The sequence below is a fragment of the Acidaminococcus fermentans genome (assembly GCF_009696675.1).
Classification (GTDB): Bacteria; Bacillota; Negativicutes; order Acidaminococcales; family Acidaminococcaceae; genus Acidaminococcus.
Window position 1 is genome coordinate 19,696 of the sequence record NZ_VULN01000005.1, and the last position, 21,374, is coordinate 41,069.

A 21,374-nucleotide genomic window follows, 5' to 3' on the forward strand; every position below is an offset into this window, starting at 1 on the left:
GTGGGGTCCGGCCAGCGGCCCCGTTCTTCACTCTGCACTGGCTGTCATTTCCTTCAGACACTGTCCCACTTCCGCGGTGACTTTCTCCAGGTCGATGGTGGTCAGTTCTCCTTTGCGCAGCAGGATGTTCCCGTCCACCAGCACCGTGTCCACGTCCGCGGAGGACCCGGCGTACACCAGAAGGGACGTGCGGTCGTGCCGGGGGTACCAGGCCGGGGAGGCCATGTTGTAGAGCACCACATCCGCCTTCTGGCCCACTTCCAGTTTCCCCAGGTTTTTCAGGCCCACAGCTTCCGCCCCCATCCAGGTGCCCATGGCAAGGGCCTGGGAAGCCGGTACCGCCTTGGGATCCCCGGACTGGGTCTTGGCCAGCATGGCCGCCAGCCGGACTTCTTCCAGCATGTCCAGATTGTTGTTGCTGCTGGCCCCGTCGGTGCCCAGACCTACGGTGATGCCCTTTTCCAGCATCCGGGCCACAGGAGCGATGCCGCTGGCCAGTTTCAGGTTGCTCTGGGGGTTGTGGGCCACCCGGACCCGGTGCCGGGCCATAATGTCCATATCCTCCTCATCCACATGGACACAGTGGGCCGCCAGGGTCCCTCCGTCGAACATCCCCAGTTCTTCCATCAGGGCAATGGGGCTCTTGCCGTACTGTTTCCGGCAGTCCGCCACTTCCCCGGCGGTTTCCGCAAGATGCATGTGGATTTCCGCCCCCAGTTCCCGGGCCCGGGCGATGACGGATTTCAGATAATCCGGGCTGCAGGTGTAGGGGGCATGAGGACCGAACATCACGGTGATCCGTCCGTTCTGGGCCCCGTTCCAGGTCTTGTACAGCTGCGTGTTCTCCTCCAGACGGGCGGCCCCGTCTGCCACGCTGCTGCCGGTGAGACCCCGGGACAGTACTGCCCGGATGCCGCTGTCCGCTGCAGCCTTGGCAGTTTCTTCCATAAAGAAATACATGTCGGCGAAACAGGTGGTGCCGGTGCGGATCATTTCCGCGATCCCCAACAGGCTCCCCCAGTACACCGCCCGGCCGTCCAGTCTGGCTTCCAGGGGCCAGATCCGGTTCTGGAGCCAGTCCATCAGGGCCATGTCGTCGGCATAGCTGCGGAACAGGGTCATGGCCACATGGGTATGGGCGTTCACCCACCCGGGCACCGCCAGGTGATTCCGTCCGTCGATCACTTCCCGGCCTGCCACCGGTTCTGTGCCCACATACCCAATGGTGCTGCCGTTGATCCCGATGTTGAACAGGGTCCCGTCCCCGGGATCTGTCAGTTCCACATTCTGCAATACGATATCATATACCATGTCCAGCGTCATTCCTCCTTTTTGTCCCCGCCGAAAGCCTCCAGCCGGAAGCCCCCGTATTCCTGCAGGGCCTGGGCGCAATGGCAGCTGTGGGTCAAAGGCCCGTCATCCTGCACATAGGCTTCGATCACGGACAGGATCTGCTTTCCCAGCTTCTCCATGGCTTCCGTCACTTCTTCGTGGGACAGGGCCCGGGCCGCCAGCCCGGAACCCATATTGGTGACCACGGAACAGTTGGCGTAGCAGATTTCCGCTTCCCGGGCCAGCACCGCTTCCGGCATGTTGGTCATCCCGGCCACGTCCCCGCCCATGGCTCCATACATCCGCACTTCCGCCGCCGTTTCATACCGGGGCCCTTCCGTCACCACATAGGTCCCCTGTTTGCTGTGCCGGAGCCCCAGTTTCACCAGGCAGCGGATCAGCCGTTCCCGGAGCGCCGGGCAGTAGGGCTGGGCGAAATCCACATGGGCCACCTGGCCGTTCTCCCCGTTGAAGAAGGTGTTCACCCGGCTTTTGGTAAAGTCCAGGATCTGGGTGGTGGCCACAAAAGTCCCCGGAGGCAGTCCCCGGTTCAGGGACCCCACCGCCGTAAAGGACAGGATCTCCGTGACTCCCAGCTTCTTCAGGGCGAAAATGTTGGCCCGGTAGTTGATTTTGTGGGGCGGGACACTGTGGTCCAGGCCGTGCCGGGCCAGGAAATAGATCTCATGGCCGGCGGCGGTCCCCTTCAGGCAGTGAGCCTGGCCGAAGGGCGTATCCACCGTTAAGGCGGTGAGCCGGCCGAAGGAGGACGCATCCTCCACCCCGGTGCCGCCGATGATGCCGATTTTCCGCAATTGGAATCACCTCGCTCAGTTTGATGGTTCAACAAAGGAAAGCAGGTCTCCCAGGGACCGGATCACATAATCCGGCTGAATGAACCGGTCGAAGAATTCCTGCCGGAATGAGGTCCAGCCCACCTTCACCGTCTGGCAGCCGGCTTTGTGGCCGCTGACCAGGTCATAGGGGCTGTCTCCCACACAGAGGCAGTCCTCTCCGGCAAGGCCCAGCAGTTCCAGGCCCTTTTCCATAGGTTCCGGGTCCGGCTTGTGGGCGCTGCATTCCTGGCACCCGATGATGCCGTCGATGCAGTCTTCCAGCCCCAGACACCGGAGCCCCCTAAGGCAGCTGGCTTTGAACTTGCTGGTGACAATGGCCATGGGGACCCCGGCCCGGCGCAGGGCAGCAAGCCCCTCCTTCACTCCGGGAAAGGGCTGGATCATGGCGTCGTGCCAGGCGGTGTTGTACTGGCGGTAATAAGCCACCATCCGGTCCATCTCTTCCGGATCGGTGCAGCCGGTGATCCCGGCCAGGCCGTCCCGGAGGGGCAGGCCGAAGGTGTTGATGATGGTCTGGTCATCCACCTGATTCCCTGGGACGAAATGGTCCAGGGTCTGGTGGAAGGTGGCCAGGATCAGGGGCGTGGTGTTGGCCAGCGTCCCGTCAAAGTCAAATAAAATTCCCCGTGCAGCCACAGAAAGCCTCCTTCGAACATACTACAACGGTCATTTTACCATGAATCGACAGAAAATTAAAGGATTTTAAAAAGGGGCCGCCGCACTCGCGGCAGCCCCGTCAATGGTCAATGGTCAATGGTCAATGGCCGAAGGAAGCCAAATGCTGAAGCATTCGGCGCAGAACATACGGCCCGCCCTTCTTCCCTGGCGGGCAAAAGGAAACGGCGCCGAAAATGGCGGCGCCTAACCCACCACCAGCCTTACGGCTGGTCCCCCGCCCTTGTAAAGGGCGGATATGGCGCATCGGGCTGAAGCCCTGATGCAAAAAAGTCATGGATTTCAGGCGCCAGCGTATATTGCCTCCTGCAGGACCAAGACTGCAGGACTCAAACCATCATTCCGCTTATATATCCGCCCTTTTCAAAGGAGAGATCGCCGCGCGGGCCCAAGACTGCAGGACTCAAACTATTATTCTGCTTATATATCCGCCCTTTTCAAGGGCGGGGGACCGCTGCGCTTGCACAGTGGTGGTGGGTTAGCAGCGTCAGCTGCATTTCCCATCAAAGGAACCTGCCGCCGCAGGTTCCTTCCTTTGGCTGCAGACTGATGCCTAGTGACTGTCAGCTGCTCCCTCCGTGCAGAAGTACCGGTACGGGCACCACTGGCACCCCTCTTTCCTGGCCGGGAACTGTTCCTCTTTGTCCCAGGTCAGCAGATTTTCCAGAAGGGTCTTCAGCTTTTCTTCTTCCCTAGCCCGGTCCTTCAGTTCCCAGCTGCTGCAGTCCTTCAGGAAATGGAGCCTGGCCCAGGCCACTTTCTGTCCCAGGTACAGGGTTTCCGCCGCCAGGGCGTAGATGGTCAGCTGCCGGGTGTACCCCTGCTTTTCTTCCCCGTCCGCCGGAGGATGGCCGGTTTTGTAGTCCACGATCCCCAGCTGTCCCTCCGGCAGGGTCACCAGCCGGTCGATGCTCCCCTGGAAGGTCACTTTCCCCGCTTCCAGGGGGAACAGTTCCAGTTCGAAATCCCGTTCCGCCTGGGCGGGCAGGCCGGCGATTTCCTGGAACAGGGGGCTGGCGCAGTATTTTTCCACCATTTTCCGCCCTTCCCGGAGGAACACCTGCTTTTCTTCCTCCGTCCGGTCCAGCAGGACCAGAGCTTCTTCCAGGGCCTCCTTTTCCGGTTCTTCCTGGAGCAGTTCCAGCACCCGGTGCACATAGGTCCCCAGGTCGATGGCGGAAATCCGGCTGGTGCCGATGCCCACCGTATCCGGGTCGATACCGGGCATGTGCTGGAAATAATGGTAATAGAAGCTCCGGGGACAGTTGTCGTATTCCAGCAGGGCGCTGGCGGACAGTTCCAGGTTCCGGGGCACGGTCACCGGACGGATCCGGTCATAGACTGCCGGATCCAGGACGAAGGTTTCCCCTTCCCCGGCCTGCTGGGTTTCCTCTGCCTCCAGGATTTCCGCCACATCCAGCATCTCCCAGTCCATCTGGTCCCCGTGAGGACCGCCAGGAGCGAACACCCGCTGGAGGGACTGACCCCATTTTTCCTTGTCCGGATCCGGAGCCTTGCTGTTTTCTTTGGTTTCGTCCACATTCACCAGATACAGGTATTTTTCCGCCCGGGTCATGGCCACGTACAGCTGCCGGTGCTTTTCCGCCCGTTCCAGCCGGTGTTTTTCCCCTTTCAGCCGGGTGTATACGGACGTTTCCGCCAGGTTCCCGTCCCCCGGATCCACCCTGACCCCGAATCCCTGGCCGGGGAGGAACTGGATCCCCAGATGGTCCGAAGGATCCTTTTTGGACAGATCCGGCAGGAACACCGCCGGGAATTCCAGCCCCTTGGACTTGTGGATGGTCATGATCTTCACCGCCTCCGGATCTTCCTCCTGGTTGGCGGCGCTTTCCCGGGCGGACAGCTGGCGCATAAGATCCAGCCGGTCGAGGAAATCCCGGGCCGTGAACCCTTCTTCCATGGCCGCCTTCACCCCCAGGGCCCGGAGCTTCCGGAAGTTGGCCAGTTTTTCCCGCCCGCCCCGCTGGGCCAGCAGGGTGGGTTCCACGGCAAAGGCTTCCTGGAAGCCGTCCATCAGTTCCGGCAGGGACTGGAACAGGGCAGTCCGGTGCAGGGTCTCCAGCTTCCGGGACAGGGTCACGAAGGGTTCTTCCAGGCTCTGTTCCAGGCTTTCCCACAGGCTCAGTTCCGGCCAGGGCTTCAAAAGATCCGTCATCTGCCGGTCGCTGATCCCGCAGAAGGGGGACCGGAGGAACCCGGCCAGGGCCCAGTCCTTCCGGGTGTTCAGCAGGAAGGTGAGCAGGTTGATCCAGTCCACCACTTCCTGCCGGTCGTAGAACCCCTTCCCGTCACTGACCTGGGATTTGATCCCCAGGGCGGTGAGGGCTTCCTCATACTGCCGGGACAGATGGATGGCGGGCAGCAGGATGGCCATCTGGCCGTAGGGGAGCCCGGTATCCTCCCGGAGCTGCCGGATGGCCTGGGCCACATACCGGCCTTCCGCCTGCTGGCATTCCTCCAGGGTGCAGTCCCCCTTCTTCAGCACCGCAAAAACAGGATTCCGGGACGAGGGCTGATGGGGATGGAGGGGCTGGGCGGTCACATCGGACTGGCTGTCGGTGCCCAGAAGGTCGTCGAACAGGGTGTTGCAGGCCCCGATGATTTCCGGAGCCGACCGGAAGTTGTCATCCATGACAATGTTGTTCCCGCCGGTCTTTCCGATGGCGTCCCGGACCTGGCGGAACACGCTTACATCCGCCCCCCGGAACCGGTAGATGGACTGCTTGGCGTCCCCCACCACAAACAGGTTCCGGCCCTGGAGGCTCTGGCTGCTGCCTCCGCTGAGGAGATACACCAGTTTCTTCTGTTCTTCGTTGGTGTCCTGGAATTCGTCCACCATCACATACTTGAACCGGCTCTTGTACCGGAGCAGTACATTGGGCCGTTTTTCCAGAAGGTCCACCGCCTTGGCGGACAGGTACCCGAAACTGTACATTTCTTTGGCTTCCGCCGTATCCAGCAGGGTCTGGCGGAACCGGCCAAGGACGGTTTCCCAGTTCCGGGCCTGCTCCGCCCCCAGGGCATCCAGGGACAGCACCTGGAGCCGGTCCAGGGCGGCTTTGGCCTCCTTCACCAGGTCTTTCACCTTCCCGGCGGCGGAAACGGGCTTTAAGGCAGCGGCGGCCCTGTCATAGCACCCCTCAGCGATCCACTGGTGGATCTCTTCCCGCTGGCCGGCCAGGACTTCCAGCTTTTCCCGGCCTTTGGGGCCTGCCTGGTCCCGGGCTTCCAGCAGGGCATCCAGGGCCCCTTCTGCAGCGATTTTCCCCTCTTCTTCCCCTGCCAGGCTGGCTTCATAGGGGGCGGCCAGCCCTCCCGGCAGCGCCAGGATGGCCGGGAGATCATCGATGAGGGCGGTCAGGATCCCCGCCAGACGGTCCGCCGGGTACAGGTCCAACAGGGCCGCCACATCCCCGGCCTGCTGCTGGATTTCCTTCTGGATAAAGGCCTGGGCGGTTTCTTCCCGGAAGGCCCGGATCTGGTATTCTTCCCTGACGGCGAAATCAGGATCCAGGCCGGCTTCCACCGGATTCTCCCGGAGCACCTGGGAACAGAAGCTGTCGATGGTGGTAATGGGAGCCCGGTCCGCCAGCTGGAGCTGTTCCTGCCAGTAGGCCTTTTCTTCCGGATCCAGGGTCTCCGTCAGCCGTTCCAGGATCCCTTTCCGCACCCGTTCCTGCATTTCCCGGGCGGCTTTCCGGGTGAAGGTGATGGCCAGGATTTCCTGGGCAGTGGCCTTCCGTTCCTGGAGGATCTTCAAAAACCGTTCCACCAGCACCCGGGTCTTCCCGGACCCGGCCCCGGCGGATACGGACACGTTCCGGTCCAGGGTGGAGATGGCTTCCTGCTGCTGTGGGGTAAAACTGGCCATGGTATCACTCCTCTTCCTTTTCGATCTCAGTTCTGTGGGGGTTCTCCCCGATCCGGCACAGGTCCCGGGCCGGGCACCAGGCCGGGCATTTTCCTGCAGGCCGGGCAGGGAAACGGCCCTTTCTCATATCCCCCACCGCCTGGTCCACCGCCTTTTGGGCGGCTTCCAGAGCCTGTTTCATTTCCGGGGGACGGGCTTTGGCCATCCAGGGGAAGGCGGTCTTTGCAGCCTTGTCCCAGGCCCCACCCTTCCGGTCCCCGCTGCGCAGGTGCACATAGCCGGCCCCCAGGATCTGCTCTTTGGGCACTTTTCCCAGAGTTTCCAGGGCTTCCAGGTACAGGGGCAGCTGCACCGCCTTTCCCTGGAGGATGTCCTGGCCGGAAGGGGGTGTGCCGGTTTTGTAATCCAGCAGGGTCCAGTTCTTTCCATTGGTATCGATCCGGTCGATCTGGCCGGAGAAATACACCTTTTCCCCGTCGATGGTTTTCACCAGATCCGGCCAGGGGCTGTGCTCCCGTCCAAAGCTCCATTCCACCCGGCCGGGCTTCAGGCCCAGCAGGTCGGCGGCTTCATATTCCATTTCCTTCCGGAGCCAGGCCTTCAGCCATTTCCCGTACCGGTCCCGGAGATGATCCAGAAGAGGACTGTCAGGGATCTTCCCTTCCAGGCAGAGCTTGTGGAACATGTCCCGGTAAACCCCATCCAGTTCCTGTTCCAGGGCTTTTCGGTCCAGTCCGGCCAGGCCCTTTCCCAGATGTTTCCCCAGAAAAGCCGCCAGGGTCCGGTGGATCAGGTCCCCCACCACATCCGGCGCAGGGAAGGCACCCTGTTCCTCCCAGGGTTCCAGCTTCCACACCTGGCTCACCAGGGCGGCAAAAGGACACTGGAGATATCCCTCCAGGCTGGAAGCGGACAGATGGAGGGGCCGCTTCACCACCCCGGGCACCGTACCGTTCCAGGGGCTGTCCGTCTCTTCCCACCGGCGCTGTTCCGTCCGGGACCGTTCCAAAAAGTCCTGTCCGGCTGCTTCCAGCAGGAAGGCCTTCTCCCGGGGGGCCAGATGGGGCTGTTCCCCCAGGAAATCCGCCAGTTGGGCCGCACTGGCACACCGGTCCGGGGTGTTTTCATAGACCGTCACCGGCAGGGCCTCTGTCCCGAAGAAATGGTCCAGTTCAGTGATGTAGGGACTGGGGCCCCCTTCCTCATCCCGGTACCAGCTGAGGTGGAGTTCCCGGCCGGCCAGGGCCACGGCGGACCCGAAAAAGTACCGGTCTGTATCCAGGGCCCGGGCGGTCAGGCTCAGTTCCAGGCCCAGGGCATTCAGTTCTCCCCGTTCCTGGTCGCTGTAGAGCCAGCTTTCCCGTTTCACCGCCGGGAACAGCCCTTCCCGGACACCCAGGATGTACACATAGGGAAAGGATACTCCCTGGATCTCCCCGGCTTCCAGCACCGGCACCCCCTGAGGTTCCCCGGGGGTCAGGGGCAGTTTGCCCTGGTCCAGGGAATCCTTCCAGAATTTCTGCACCAGGTCCAGACTGATTTCTTCATCTGCTTTTCCCAGTTGTTCCCAGGTCTTCACCAGGCTGTCCAAAGTCTTCCGGACGAAATCCTCCGTTTTGGCCAGCACCTTCACCTGGGCCAGGTCTACCTTCCCCTCCTGGTGGAGTTTTCCCCAGGCCAGGGCCAGCTGCCATCCATCCAGTTTTTCTGTAAGGGTGTCCCGCCATTCTTTCGGGGTATGGGAGGTCTGGAGGAAGTCCGTCAAGGTCCAGAAATCCGTATCTACCAGTTCCTTCCGCTGGATATGGGACAGGAGGCTGCCGGCGGTGGGAAAATATTCCTGGGTGTACAGCAGGTCCAGTTTTTCCCGGTCCGTCCGGTACAGCACTTCCATCAGAGGACACCGGAACAGGGCCTGCCATTGGGCCAGGTCCCACTTTTCTTTGGCCGCTGCCAGCAGCTTGGTGAAGAAATCCGTGAGAGGCTGGCTTTTCAGGTCCGCCGCCTGGGGCAGCCGGCAAGGGATCCCGTATTCAGCAAAGGACCGGACCAGCCCCTGGTAATCCGCCAGTTTCCGGACCAGCACCAGGATTTCCTCCGGCTTCACTCCCTGCTGGAGCCGTTCTTTAATGGACGTAAGGGCCAGACGGATTTCCTGTTCCTGGCTCACCCCTTCCCCCAGGTGGATGTGGGGCGCCCCGGTATCCGTCCGGGCTCCCGGCTTCCAGTCCCGGGTCAGGGCAGTCAGGTCTTCCGGCTTTTCTGTCACCGGTTCTTCCTGGACCGGAAGGAATCCGTCCCCCAGCAAATCCCCGTAGATTTTTTCCGTCACCTGGCTCAGTTCCGGCCGTTTGGGATCATAAAACAGGCCCACTTCCACTTCGCAGCAGTGTCCCAGGGCCCGGAGCAGCCGGAGCTGGACCGGGGTGAACTGGTAGAATTCGCTGAAGAAGCATTTTTCCCAGGGCACGGTGCCTCCCTGTTCCAGTACTTCCGCCGCCCGGGCGTATTCCTGGGACAGGTCTTCCAGGCGCCGCTCCCGGACTTTGCTGCTGTACACCAGATACAGCTTGGCCAGGTCCATGTCTTTGTTCCGGAGCGCTCCCTCCCGGTTCCAGTTCAGCAGCACCTGCTGATAAGTGGCCGGGTCCAGATCATCCCGGGAAAATTCGTCGAACAGGGTCAGCAGGCTGTCCCGGAACCCGTCCTTCCCCACCAGGGAGGAAAAGTAGGACAGCTGCCCCTTGAGATAGTCCAGGGTGTCTTCCAGGATCTTTTTCTGGGCAGGCCGGGTGATCCGGGTGAATTCCGTTTCCGCCCGGTTCCACCGGAGGATTTCCCGGGGCAGGGCATCCAGGATGGCAGCCCGGACCGCCCCGGTTTCCCGGACCTTCTGGAAGAAGTACCGGTTGGGCACCAGAAACAGGACCGCCCCGTAAGGCAGCTCCCGGGCCGCGGCTATGAACCGGTCCCCCATGGATTCCCCCAGCTGGAGGCAGTGAAGGATGTTGGACATGATTGGCTCCTTTCGGTAAAAGGGGCTGTTGCAAAAGCAACAGCCTCCTTTTCAGGTCTCGGGCCACTGGATAGAACCTGTCCTTTGACCAGGTTCTTTTTATTGTGTATCACTGTGTATAACCGTAGGGGGCGCAGGCCCGGCGCCCCGCAAAATGCGCAGATCATCGATGATTTGGCGGGCTGCCCGGCGTGCAGCCCCTACGGTACCGATTTACACGTTCAAAAATATGGGGTTCATGAGGCTGGTTCACCTTGGAAACGTCAGTGCGAAGATCCGGATCTCCACCAGCCGGGTCTGGGCATTCCGGACGAAGGCCAGGATCCCCAGGGTGTTCCCGTCGATGGGAGCCAGTTTGGCGCAGTTCAGGTTGTCTCCCAGCACCTTGGAACTGTTCAGGGTCCCCAGGTACTGTCCCTCCCGGGTCCAGAACTTCAGGGTGAACCCGTCGATGACCACCAGATAATGGTCCAGCACCGCCATATCGATCAGGTTGTAGATGGAATCCTTATCCGTCTGGATGGGACTGCCAAAGCTCCGGAGAGCCTTGCCCCTGCTGTTGAAAGCTTCCACCATATTCAGGCCGTTGGGCTTGATCCGTCCGCCCCCGAAAATGGTTCCGTCTTTCGTGATCCGCACCTGGGTCAGGCCTCCTGCAAAAGGTTTGGCCCGGTTGTGGAGGAAGGCGGGCTTGTTCTTTTCAAAGGCTCCGTCATGGTACTCCGCCAGGGTGAAATTGTCGTTGCCGTACAGATAGGCCTGTTCCCCACTGGGCAGGAAGGCCACCCGGGTAGCGGTGGTGTTCCCCTTCAGGCTGATGATGTCGTTCCCGTCCCGGAGGGTATGGAGTCCCTTCTTCACATACACAATGTCCCCGTTTTCGGCAATATTCACGCTCAGGACCATTTTATCCGGGATGGTGTAGGTGCCCTTTTTCCCGAAGCTCCGGAGAGGAAACAGGCTCCCCTCTTTCCGTTCATAGGCCTGGACTGCCGTGCTGTCCCCGTCCTGGCTCCGGAGGGCCAGATAGAACCGGTCGTCCCGGATCACGAAGCTGAGGATCTTGTCCACATCGTAGCTGGTGATTTCCGGGGTATTGAACCGCTGGAGCTGGAGCCCCATTTTTCCCAGTTCCACCTGGCGCACCGGCTGGGGTTTCAAATGGACGATGCGCATCTCGATGTCCGTCCGGTAATTGTACCCCACCACCCCCAGGATCACCAAAAGGGTCAGTACCAGAAAGGGCAGTTTGGACCGGATCCAGGACCGTTTCTTCTTTTCCTCCGTCATGGACAAAAAAAGCCTCCTTTGTTTCATTCCTATCAGTATACCATGGGGCTGTTGCGTGGGCAACAGGAAGGGAGTGACGAGGTATGTGTCAACAAGTTCTCGGTGAACCCTTCATCACAGTATAGTTATTCGTTCATGGGGCCGAAAGCGCAGAGTGAAGAGCACAGAACCGTAGGAGCCGCCCAGAAGGCAAAAAGCTTCTATACTCTTCCATCCGCGAAAGCGCTCCGCCGGGAGGGCAGACCCGTTCGTCCCTGGCGGGAGGCTCACAGCCTATCGCCTTGCCCTTTCGGTCAAAGGCTGCGGCTACGGACCAGGAAACCGGACTCTATCGCCCGCGTGCTCCACCCCAGGAGCGACAACACCCGATGTTGTCCCGCCGACTCCTCCTGGGCCTGCCCTCCCGGCTCCCGAATAATCGATGTATACTCGTACAAAGTACCAGCAAGGCCGGAGGCCAAGTCCGCCCTGCAGGGGCGGGGGACCGGGCTTGCCCGGTGGTGGGGGCATGAGGTCCTGAAAGGACCGAATACCTTGGCGAGGGAACGGACTCAGCGGTTGGAAATGCAGCAATGGAAACTGTAGACCCAGAGGCCTTGCTCCTACCCGTACACTCCATTGTTGTCTGCCGGACCTGCAAAATATCGGCTGTCGCCGATGCCCCCACCACCGTGCTCCGCACGGTCCCCCGCCCCTCCCTGGGCGGACATTGTGTCCGTTCCCATCACCAGTTTAGTGCTGCGGCCAAGTGTCCCATGGAACTGCTGCTGGGTCTGTAATTGGCAATGCTGCATTGATGAGTACCTGCATAGGGTGCCAGGGCAACTCCTTCCTGTCAATGGTCAACAGTCAGCGGCCGTTGACGATGGCTTGCCGTCTATCCGGCCATCCATCCCATCACCGCTGCACACAAGATCCGCACCGCACACACGGGCAGCCCTCTTTGGAACAGGGTGGCCGTATCCAGGCCGGCGCCGCAGGGAATGGCCCGGATGCCGGTGGGCAGCAGAAAAGCTCCGTTGAACCCCATCACCGCCGCCATCCAGTAGGGCAGCAGGGGCAGGCCGGCACTCTGGGTGTAGGTGATCACCAGGGGCACCGTCAGGGCCGAAGAGATGGTGATGCTGGACACTTCGGACAGAAAGGCCCCCAAAAGGACGATTCCCGCCACCAAAGGCAGCCCCGGCGCCGGAGCCATTCCCCCCACCCACCGGGCCAGCCGGCCGTTGGCTCCTGAGGCTTCCAGCAGATTCCCCATGGCCAGGCCTCCGGCGAAGAGGATCAGTACGCCCCAGATCATGTGCTGCTGGGCATAGTTCCAGGTAAGCAGGGGCTTTCCGTCCTTTCCATTGATAAAGAACAACAGGAACCCCAGGCTCCCGTACAGATAGGCCGGCTGGAGCCCGGGCAGCACAGGGGCATACAAAGGCCGGAGAAAGGACCCTGCCAGGGCCAGGCCGAACAGTCCCAGGCAGATCTTTTCATCCCGGCTCATGGCCCCCATCCGCCGGCATTCCGCCAGGAAGTATTCCCGGGTACCCTGGAGCCGGCTCACCGGGTCCTTCTGGAGCAGCTGGACCCCCAGGGTGGCCGCGGTGGCTGTTCCCAGATAGGGCAGGAAGACTCCGAACCACCGGGTGAACAGGAATTCCTCTCCAGTGGCCTGCTGGTAAAGGGCAGCGGCAATTACGTCCATGGCGCCTCCCACCGGAGTCCCCACCCCTCCCACCACGGAACCGAACACAATGGCGCAGAGGATGGGCCCCGTTGCCGGGTCGCTGCCCCGGTACCCGGCAGCCTTCAGCATGGCCAGGGCCGTGGGGGTGAACACGGCTACCACCACCGCATTGGGCAGCACGATAGAAAACAGGGTGGCCGCCAGGAACCATACGGTGATCTGGCTTTTCATGGAAGGGCCGATAAAGGCCAGGCACCGGAGGGCGATCCGGTGGTCCAGGCCGATTTTTTCCCAGGGGAGGGTCAGCAGGGTGGCGGCAAACAGCAGGACGATGCTGCTGGAAGCGTACTGGGCCAGCAGATGGTCCATGGGCGCCAGGCTTAGAAAGGCATTGGCCACCACCGGCACCAGGGCCGTCACCGTCAGCCCCACTGGCCGGGTGATCCACCAGAAGATCATCCACAGGGACACTCCCAGAGCCCAGGCCCCGCCGGCCCCAAAGGTCCCTGCCAAAACCCACCGGCAGAGCAAAAGCAGCCCGGGCCCCAGCCCCAGGCAGATCCGTTTCTTCATGACCCTTCCCCCCTTTTGGTTGATAGGTTCATTATAGCATGGTAAAATGGAAAATATTCTACTATAAAGGAAGCTTTTGCATCTATGGATACTACCCTTTCCCTTTGGGAAGACAAAACTGAAATCACGGTGGAGGAACTGGCGGCCCTGGCCCCGGAACAGGTGTTCCTGGCGGATATCCGGGACCCGGCGGCTTTTGACCGGGGCACGGTGCCCGGCGCCGTGAACCTGAACCCCCTGGAACTCCAGGCAGGCAGCGTGGACCTGCCGGAAGACAAACTGATCGTCCTGCTCTGCATGTGGGGAAAAATCAGCCTGGGCCTTGCCGCCAACCTCCGGGACCAGGGCTGGACCGCCGTTTCCCTTCAGGGGGGCTATTCCCTTTGGCTCCAGAAGAAGCTGGAACGGGAGAACGCCCTGGCGGCGGAAGATTCCCAGCGGCTGAAACGGATCGAATCCTCCCTGCGCCGGAAGTACAAACGGCGGATCTCCAGCAAATTCGTCCAGGCCATCTGCGATTATGACATGATCCAGCCCGGAGACAGGATCGCCGTGTGCATTTCCGGGGGCAAGGATTCCATGCTCATGGCCAAACTGTTCCAGGACCTGAAGCGCCACAACAAGATTCCCTTTGACCTGGTGTTTTTGTGCATGGACCCGGGATACAATGAAATGAACCGGAAGATCATCGAGGAAAACGCCAAACTGCTCCAGGTGCCCCTGACCTTCTTTTCCACCAACATTTTCGAATCCGTATTCCATGTGGAGGATTCTCCCTGCTACCTGTGCGCCAAAATGCGCCGGGGGTACCTGTATCGGAAGGCCCGGGACCTGGGATGCAATAAGATCGCCCTGGGCCACCATTTCGATGACGTGATCGAGACCAATCTTATGAGCATGCTCTATTCCGGCGCCATCCGCACCATGCTCCCCCGGCTGAAAAGCACCAGCTGCCCGGGGATGGAGCTGATCCGGCCCCTGTACTATGTACGGGAAGCCGACATCAAAAGCTGGCGGGACGAAAACGGCCTGTACTTCATCCAGTGCGCCTGCAAGTTCACCGAAACCTGCTCCACCTGCCACACCGACGGCACCACCGATTCCAAGCGGCTGGAAGTGAAGAAGCTCATTGCCGCCCTGGCGGAAAAGAACCCCCAGGTCCCCGCCAACATCTTCCACAGCCTGGAAAACGTGAACCTGGACACGGTACTGAAGTACAAGGAAAAAGGAAAGGAACATTCGTTTTTGGAGGACATGTAAAAAAAGAGGCTGCTGCGCATGCAACAGTCTCTTTTTTGTCAGCGGTCAACGGCCGACTGTCTTCCAACAGTTAATGTCCGTATAGACACTGTCACCACACCCATCCGGAACCTCCCCCTTCCCTACAGCGTCCATATAGAGTATACTTAATGGTAAGATAAGGGAAGGAAAACAACTGTATGGAAATTTTATTTTTAGGTACAGGCCATGCCATCTCCACCCGGTGCTACAACACCTGCTATGTCCTGCGCCAGAATGAACGTTACCTGTTGGTGGACGGGGGCGGCGGCAACGGGATCCTGCGCCAGCTGAAGCGGGCCCGGCTGCCCTGGCAAAAGATCAAGGACATCTTTGTCACCCACCGGCATATGGACCATGTGCTGGGGGTCTTCTGGGTAATCCGGATGATCGTGAAGGCCATGAAACGGGGCACCTATGTGGGAGAAGCCCGGATCTACGGCCACGATGAGGTGATCACCCTGCTCCGGAGCACGGCCCGGCTGCTGCTGGACCCGGGAGACCTGAAATACCTGGACACCCGGCTCCACTTCATCACCGTGGAAGACGGAGAGACCCGGAAGATCCGGGGCTGGGACGTGACCTTTTTCGACATCCATTCCACCAAGGCCAAGCAGTTCGGCTATGTATTGGAAAGCAACGGCCACAAACTGGGCTGCTGCGGGGATGAACCCATGAACGACCATAACTTTACCCGGCTCTCCGGCAGCCAGTGGCTCCTCCATGAAGCCTTCTGCCTGTACCGGGACCGGGACCGGTTCCGTCCCTACGAAAAGCACCATTCCACTGTACGGGAAGCCTGTGAAAACGCCGACCGGCTCCAGGTGCCCAATCTGATCCTGTACCACACCGAAGACAACCACCTGCCCCAGCGGAAAGAGCTGTATACCGCTGAAGGAAAGAACTACTACCGGGGAAATCTGTGGGTGCCGGATGATTTGGAACAAATGAAACTGTGGTAAGAAGAGAGGGAAAGGAGGCCTTCTCATGCAGCACAACAGAAAACACGCTCTGCGCTCCAAAGGACAGAACATCATTGAATACGCCCTGATGCTGGCCATTATCGTAGGCATCGGATTCCTGATCTACAGCCAGAACAACTTCGGCCAGAAAATACAGGCCGTATTCGGGAATGCCAACAACCTGCTGGCCACCGTGGAAAAAGAAAGCGACCCGGCGGTGATCCACGACCGGGGCTATGCAGACGCCATGGCGAAAATGCTGAAGGCAGCCATTGCCAAGGGGACGGTTCAGCTTGACAGAGGAGCCACCGTGGGCATCTATGCCCAGAATGCCAACAACGGGAACGCCGATGGTTACCACATCAACGGCCTGGTGGGAAAAACAGGCTCAGTGACAGTCAACGGAAAAAACTATATGGCTAACGGGGGATTTTACGGTTTCTGGAAGTCTGTTGACGGGGAAAAATCCTATACCGGGGCTTCCGTGGACCAGAAAAATGTAGACTGGTACGGCGTGGAAATCACCCGGACAGGGGAAAACTCCTATCAGGTGAAATACCGGGAAGGCACCGGTTACACCAATGAAAATAAAGACGGGTTCCGGCCTTCCGACAGCAACAACTACAAGAAAGAAATCTGGAATCCCTGACGAAAGGACCTGACTGTATGCACTATCCCAACATCACAGCCGGTACCTTCCTTTCCCGGCCCAACCGTTTCATCGCCCAGGTGGAGATTGCCGGGAAGGAAGAAACCTGCCATGTGAAGAACACCGGCCGGTGCCGGGAACTGCTGGTCCCCGGTGCCGCCGTGTACCTTACCGCCAGTGACAATCCCAAACGGAAGACCAAATACGACCTGGTGGCCGTGGAAAAAGGCTCCCGGCTCATCAACATGGATTCCCAGGCTCCCAACAAGGTGGTCCAGGAATGGCTGGAACAGGGAGGCCTCCCCGGCCTGACCAAAATCCAGCCCGAATTCCGGTACGACCAGTCCCGGTTCGACTTCTACCTGGAACAGGGGGACAGGAAATCCTTCCTGGAAGTGAAGGGCGTCACCCTGGAAGAAGACGGGGTGGTCCGTTTTCCCGATGCCCCCACCGCCCGGGGTGCCAAGCACCTCCACGAACTGATCCGGGCGGCGGAAGAAGGCTACGGAGCCTATGTGTTCCTGGTGATCCAGATGGCAGATGTGGACCATTTCGAACCCAACCGGAAAACCGACCCGGATTTCGCCCAGGCCCTCCAGGAAGCCCGAAACAAAGGAGTGACCCTCCTGGCCTACGATTGTAACGTAACCCCGGGGACCCTGGAGATCGGGAAGCAGGTGGAGATTGTGTTGTAAAAAAATGTGGGGTGCTGCACAAAACGTGCAGCACCCCACATTTTTTTATTTCTGTCCGATCGCCCGGTTGATGGCATTGACGATGCCCAACAGGGATGCGGTGTTGATATTGGGATGGATGCCCACACCGAAAATGTGGTTTCCGTCCGGTTTCTTCAGTTCGATGTAGGAAATGGCCTTGGAATTGGACCCCTGGCTGATGGCGTGTTCGTGATAGTTGATGAACTCGAACCCGTCCACCCCGATCTTGTTCAGGGCATTGAAGAAGGCATCGATGGGCCCGTTCCCGTTGCCGGTCACGTGCATCACCGTACCGTCGGCCTTCACATCCCCTTCGAAGATGGTGCTGGTATCCTCATCCCCTTCGTGGTTGTCGTACACCTTGTGGGCTCCCAGTTCGAACTTGCCCTTATAGTCCACATACTTTTTGTTGAACAGTTCCACGATCTGGCTGGCGCTCAGTTCGTCCCCGTATTCATCGGCGGCTTCCTTCACCATATGGCCGAATTCCGGATGCATTTCTTTCGGCAGGTAATACCCCACTGCCTGCTGCATTACAAAGGCGGCGCCGCCCTTGCCGGACTGGCTGTTGATCCGGATCACCGGTTCATATTCCCGGTGGATATCCGCCGGGTTGATGGGCAGATAGGGAACTTCCCAGTACCGGCTGTTGGTATCTGCCATGTACTTGAAGCCCTTCCGGATGGCATCCTGATGGGATCCGGAGAAAGCGGTGAAGACCAGTTCCCCGGCGTAGGGATGACGGGGTTCCACTTTCATCTTGGTGACGCTTTCGCAGATCCGTTTGATCCGGTTGATGTGGGAGAAGTCCAGCTGGGGATCCACATTGTGGGTGTACATGTTGAGGGCCAGGGTGACGATGTCCACGTTCCCGGTCCGTTCCCCGTTGCCGAACAGGGTCCCTTCCACCCGGTCCGCACCGGCCATCATGGCCAGTTCCGTGGCGGCCACCCCTTCGCCCCGGTCATTGTGGGGATGGACACTGATAATGGCCCGGTCCCGGTCCTTCAGGTGCCGGATGAAGTATTCAATCTGGTCCGCATAGGTGTTGGGGGTGGACATTTCCACCGTAGAAGGCAGGTTGATGATCACCGGTTTTTCCTTGGTGGCTCCCAGGGTATCCATCACCGCTTCACAGATTTCCACCGCATAGTCGGTTTCCGTGCCGGTGAAGCTTTCGGGAGAATATTCGTACCGGATGTTCATGCCGCTTTTGGCGATTTCCTTTTCCGTCAGTTCCCGGATCAGTTTGGCCCCGTCCACGGCAATCTTGGTGATTCCTTCCATGTCCTTCCGGAACACGATTTTCCGCTGGAGGGTGGAAGTGGAGTTGTAGAAGTGGATGATCACGTTCTTGGCGCCCTTCACCGCTTCAAAGGTCTTTTTGATCAGTTCCGGACGGGCCTGGACCAGGACCTGGATGGTCACGTCATCGGGGATGTAGTTGTCCTCGATCAGGGTCCGGAGGATTTCATATTCCGTATCAGAAGCGGAAGGGAACCCTACTTCGATTTCCTTGAAACCGATCTTCACCAGGGTGGTGAACAGCAGCAGCTTCTCTTCCAGCTGCATGGGGGTCACCAGGGCCTGGTTCCCGTCCCGCAGGTCCACGCTGCACCAGATGGGGGGCTTGGTGATGGTCTTGTCCGGCCAGGTACGGTCCGGCAGGCTGACTCCCTGGAAGGGAATGTACTTTTTAATGGGCTTATGCATAATGAATTCCTCCTTGGATTTTCGAGGCGGTCATAAAAAAATCCCCGCCCCCTGTTTTCTCTAGGGGCGAGGCAAATAATTCCACGCTGTACCACCCTGATTCAGCCAGCCAAAAAGCCGGCCCTTTCACCTCTTACTCAAGCAAGTATAAGGCTAAGGTCTGTAACGGGACCTCCCGTTCCGGACTACTTATCACCCGGACGACTCTGGAACCAGTTATCATTCAGAAGCGAACTATCGACTCCCAGCAAATGTCGACTCTCTGTGAATTCCCTTTCTGATCTTCTTTCCTTCGCAGTCATTGTTGGTTACACTTTTGAACTTGATGGTGCTTATTATAGAGCCTTTTATAATGGCTGTCAACAGTTTTGTGGAAAAATGTTTAAAAAAATAGGTGCTGTTGCATAAGCAACAGCACCCTCCCCATCAATGATGGAACAGCCGTACTCCCGTCATGGCCATGGCGATGTTGTATTTGTCGCAGGTGGCAATCACATTGTCGTCCCGGATGCTGCCGCCGGTCTGAGCGATGTATTCCACCCCGCTTCGGTGGGCCCGTTCAATGTTGTCCCCAAAGGGGAAGAAGGCGTCGGAACCCAGGGCTACCCCGGTGTTCTTGGCAATCCAGGCCTTCCGTTCTTCCCGGGTCATGGGTTCCGGTTTTTCCGTAAAGAAGTTTTCCCATACCCCGTCAGCCAGCACATCTTCCCAGTCGTCAGAAGTGTACACGTCGATGGTGTTGTCCCGGTCCGGTTTCCGGATATCCGCCCGGAAGGGAAGGTTCAGCACCTTGGGGCTCTGGCGCAGCCACCATTTGTCCGCTTTGTCCCCGGCCAGACGGGTGCAGTGGATCCGGGACTGCTGGCCGGCGCCCACGCCGATGGTCTGGCCGTCCTTCACATAGCACACAGAGTTGGACTGGGTATATTTCAGGGTAATCATGGCGATCAGCAGATCCCGCCGGGCTGCTTCCGGGATTTCCTTGTTCTTCGTAGGCCGGTTCTGGAGCAGGTCTTCCGTAATATGGTCATTGTTCCGTTTCTGTTCAAAGGTGATGCCGAAGACCTGCTTGGTTTCCAGTTCTTCCGGTTCGTAGGCCGGATCGATCTGGATCACATTGTATTTGCCCTTTTTCTTGGCGGACAGGATTTCCAGGGCTTCCGGTTCGTACCCAGGCGCAATGACCCCGTCGGACACTTCATGCTGGAGCACCAGGGCGGTGGATTTGTCGCACACGTCGGACAGAGCCACGAAATCCCCGAAAGAACTCATCCGGTCGGCCCCGCGGGCCCGGGCATAGGCACTGGCCAGAGGGGACAGGTCCATGCCTTCCACGCTGTAGATCTTCTTCAGGGTATCCGTCAGGGGCAGGCCCACAGCCGCCCCGGCCGGGCTTACATGTTTGAAGGAAGCAGCTGCCGGCAGGCCGGTGGCTCTCCGCAGTTCCCGCACCAGCTGCCAGCTGTTGAAGGCATCCAGGAAGTTGATGTACCCGGGTCTGCCGTTGAGCACCGTAATGGGCAGGTCTGCCCCGCTCTGCATATAGATCCGGGCCGGGATCTGGTTGGGATTGCAGCCATACTTCAGTTTCAGTTCTTTCATGAAAGATTCCCTCCTTAAGGTCAAAAGAAAAAGCCGACCCCGGGCCACAGCAGGTGCCCAGACGGTCGGCATTCTACGACCATGCTCCCTGTGGGTAAACCCACTTCCGTCAGTCACATGATCTGTCCGTTTCATTATAGCATTGTCAGCGGGAAATGGTCAAGAAGGGGTCACGACCCGCGACCGGGGGCCTTCAGGTCCCCTTCACCCCCGTCCCGTCGAAGGCCGGGATGAACTGGCTGTCGGCGGAACTGGCTTCCTGGACGAACCCGTCTTCGATGGGGCTCTGGAACAGGTAGTCCTCCACTTCCTGGTATTCTTCTTCGGTCAGGGGCCGGCCGATTTCCGGATACTTTCCCTCTTTGGCCAGGCCGCAGGGCACATACTGGCGCATCAGGCTGAACAGCACCTGGCCCGGGCCGAAATTGGACCCCACCCAGTCGATGATCCGCTTGCTGTCTTCCAAAAACCCCGGCAGGATCATGTGCCGGATGATCACCCCTTTTTTCAGGAGCCCGGTTCCCTCATCCATTTCGTAAGGCCCGGTCTGCCGGAACATTTCCCGGATGGCTGACGTGGCCACGGCGAAATAATCCTTTGCATGGCTGTACCGCCAGGCCGCTTCTTCGCTGACGTATTTCAGATCCGGCAGGTAGATCTGCACCTTCCCCTCCAGCCTCCGGAGGGTCTCCACCTTTTCATAGCCCCCGCAGTTGTACACCACCGGCACCGGCAGCTTCGGCTCCAGGGATTCCAGGATGGTGGGAAGGAAATGGGTGGGAGTCACCAGGTTGATGTTGTGGGCCCCCTGGGCGATGAGATTTCGGTAGATCCGCCGCAGGTCGTCGGCGGTCACTTCCCAGCCCTTTCCCCCGCTGCTGATTTCGCTGTTCTGGCAGAACACGCACTGGAGAGTGCAGCCGGAAAAGAACACCGTGCCGCTGCCTCCGGAGGTGCCGCTGATACAGGGTTCCTCCCAAAGATGCAGGGCCGCCCGTGCTGCCCGGGGCCGACAGGGCATCCGGCACCACCCCAGCTGCCCGGGGTCCCCGGAAGTCTCCGGCCGTTCCACCCCACATTCATGGGGACAAAGAGTACATTTGGTCATGTTGGTTCCTTTCGTAAAAGAAGGGGCTGTTGC

14 protein-coding genes, 1 riboswitch and 1 other annotated feature are annotated in these 21,374 nt (G+C 59.6%); of the genes, 4 read left to right on the top strand and 10 right to left on the bottom strand.

The window, feature by feature from the left end; all coding sequences use genetic code 11:
* Window positions 1–27: 27 nt before the first annotated feature.
* The 7 genes from FX155_RS04425 to FX155_RS04455 all read right to left on the bottom strand — a co-directional run bounded on the left by FX155_RS04425 (window position 28) and on the right by FX155_RS04455 (window position 13,313).
* Window positions 28–1,311: an amidohydrolase gene (locus FX155_RS04425; RefSeq protein WP_154487945.1), complete on the bottom strand. Its 1,284-nt coding sequence runs from the start codon at window positions 1,309–1,311 to the stop codon at window positions 28–30.
* 8 nt (window positions 1,312–1,319) lie between these two features.
* Entirely contained in the window at window positions 1,320–2,147 is an 828-nt protein-coding gene (mtnP, locus tag FX155_RS04430) for an S-methyl-5'-thioadenosine phosphorylase (protein ID WP_022486840.1), read from the bottom strand.
* Window positions 2,148–2,162: 15 nt separating this feature from the next.
* Window positions 2,163–2,825, bottom strand: coding sequence for an HAD-IA family hydrolase (locus FX155_RS04435; RefSeq protein ID WP_326831108.1), 663 nt, complete (start codon window positions 2,823–2,825; stop codon window positions 2,163–2,165).
* Between the two features lie 592 nt (window positions 2,826–3,417).
* Window positions 3,418–6,756 (bottom strand): UvrD-helicase domain-containing protein, encoded by a 3,339-nt coding sequence (locus tag FX155_RS04440; protein WP_154487885.1) that lies wholly within the window; start codon window positions 6,754–6,756, stop codon window positions 3,418–3,420.
* Between the two features lie 4 nt (window positions 6,757–6,760).
* Window positions 6,761–9,772, bottom strand: a complete 3,012-nt coding sequence (locus FX155_RS04445) for a PD-(D/E)XK nuclease family protein (protein ID WP_154487886.1) — start codon at window positions 9,770–9,772, stop codon at window positions 6,761–6,763.
* A 249-nt stretch (window positions 9,773–10,021) separates the two neighbouring features.
* Window positions 10,022–11,062, bottom strand: a complete 1,041-nt coding sequence (locus tag FX155_RS04450) for a hypothetical protein (protein ID WP_229778429.1) — start codon at window positions 11,060–11,062, stop codon at window positions 10,022–10,024.
* 877 nt (window positions 11,063–11,939) lie between these two features.
* Entirely contained in the window at window positions 11,940–13,313 is a 1,374-nt protein-coding gene (locus FX155_RS04455) for an SLC13 family permease (protein WP_022487205.1), read from the bottom strand.
* 84 nt (window positions 13,314–13,397) lie between these two features.
* Here FX155_RS04455 and FX155_RS04460 point away from each other — a divergent pair, with 84 nt between their 5' ends.
* The 4 genes from FX155_RS04460 to sfsA all read left to right on the top strand — a co-directional run bounded on the left by FX155_RS04460 (window position 13,398) and on the right by sfsA (window position 16,897).
* A complete protein-coding gene (locus FX155_RS04460) occupies window positions 13,398–14,573 on the top strand; it encodes an ATP-binding protein (RefSeq protein WP_022487204.1) in 1,176 nt (391 codons plus the stop codon).
* A gap of 179 nt (window positions 14,574–14,752) precedes the next feature.
* Window positions 14,753–15,553 carry an MBL fold metallo-hydrolase gene (locus tag FX155_RS04465; RefSeq protein ID WP_022487203.1) on the top strand — a complete coding sequence of 267 codons (801 nt, stop codon included), beginning with the start codon at window positions 14,753–14,755 and terminating at the stop codon, window positions 15,551–15,553.
* 25 nt (window positions 15,554–15,578) lie between these two features.
* Window positions 15,579–16,202, top strand: a complete 624-nt coding sequence (locus tag FX155_RS04470; protein ID WP_154487888.1) for a Flp family type IVb pilin — start codon at window positions 15,579–15,581, stop codon at window positions 16,200–16,202.
* A gap of 17 nt (window positions 16,203–16,219) precedes the next feature.
* Window positions 16,220–16,897 (top strand): DNA/RNA nuclease SfsA, encoded by a 678-nt coding sequence (gene sfsA, locus FX155_RS04475; RefSeq protein WP_154487889.1) that lies wholly within the window; start codon window positions 16,220–16,222, stop codon window positions 16,895–16,897.
* 45 nt (window positions 16,898–16,942) lie between these two features.
* On the opposite strand, the gene leuA is transcribed toward sfsA, so the two are convergent.
* The 3 genes from leuA to FX155_RS04490 form a co-directional block, all read right to left on the bottom strand.
* A complete protein-coding gene (gene leuA / locus FX155_RS04480) occupies window positions 16,943–18,631 on the bottom strand; it encodes a 2-isopropylmalate synthase (protein ID WP_022487210.1) in 1,689 nt (562 codons plus the stop codon).
* A 59-nt stretch (window positions 18,632–18,690) separates the two neighbouring features.
* Window positions 18,691–18,936 (bottom strand) — a binding site (T-box leader).
* Window positions 18,937–19,057: 121 nt separating this feature from the next.
* Window positions 19,058–20,233, bottom strand: coding sequence for a phosphoribosylaminoimidazolecarboxamide formyltransferase (locus FX155_RS04485; RefSeq protein WP_022487209.1), 1,176 nt, complete (start codon window positions 20,231–20,233; stop codon window positions 19,058–19,060).
* 48 nt (window positions 20,234–20,281) lie between these two features.
* Window positions 20,282–20,360: riboswitch (ZMP/ZTP riboswitch) on the bottom strand.
* 66 nt (window positions 20,361–20,426) lie between these two features.
* Window positions 20,427–21,341, bottom strand: a complete 915-nt coding sequence (locus tag FX155_RS04490) for a radical SAM protein (RefSeq protein ID WP_022487208.1) — start codon at window positions 21,339–21,341, stop codon at window positions 20,427–20,429.
* Window positions 21,342–21,374 lie beyond the last annotated feature (33 nt).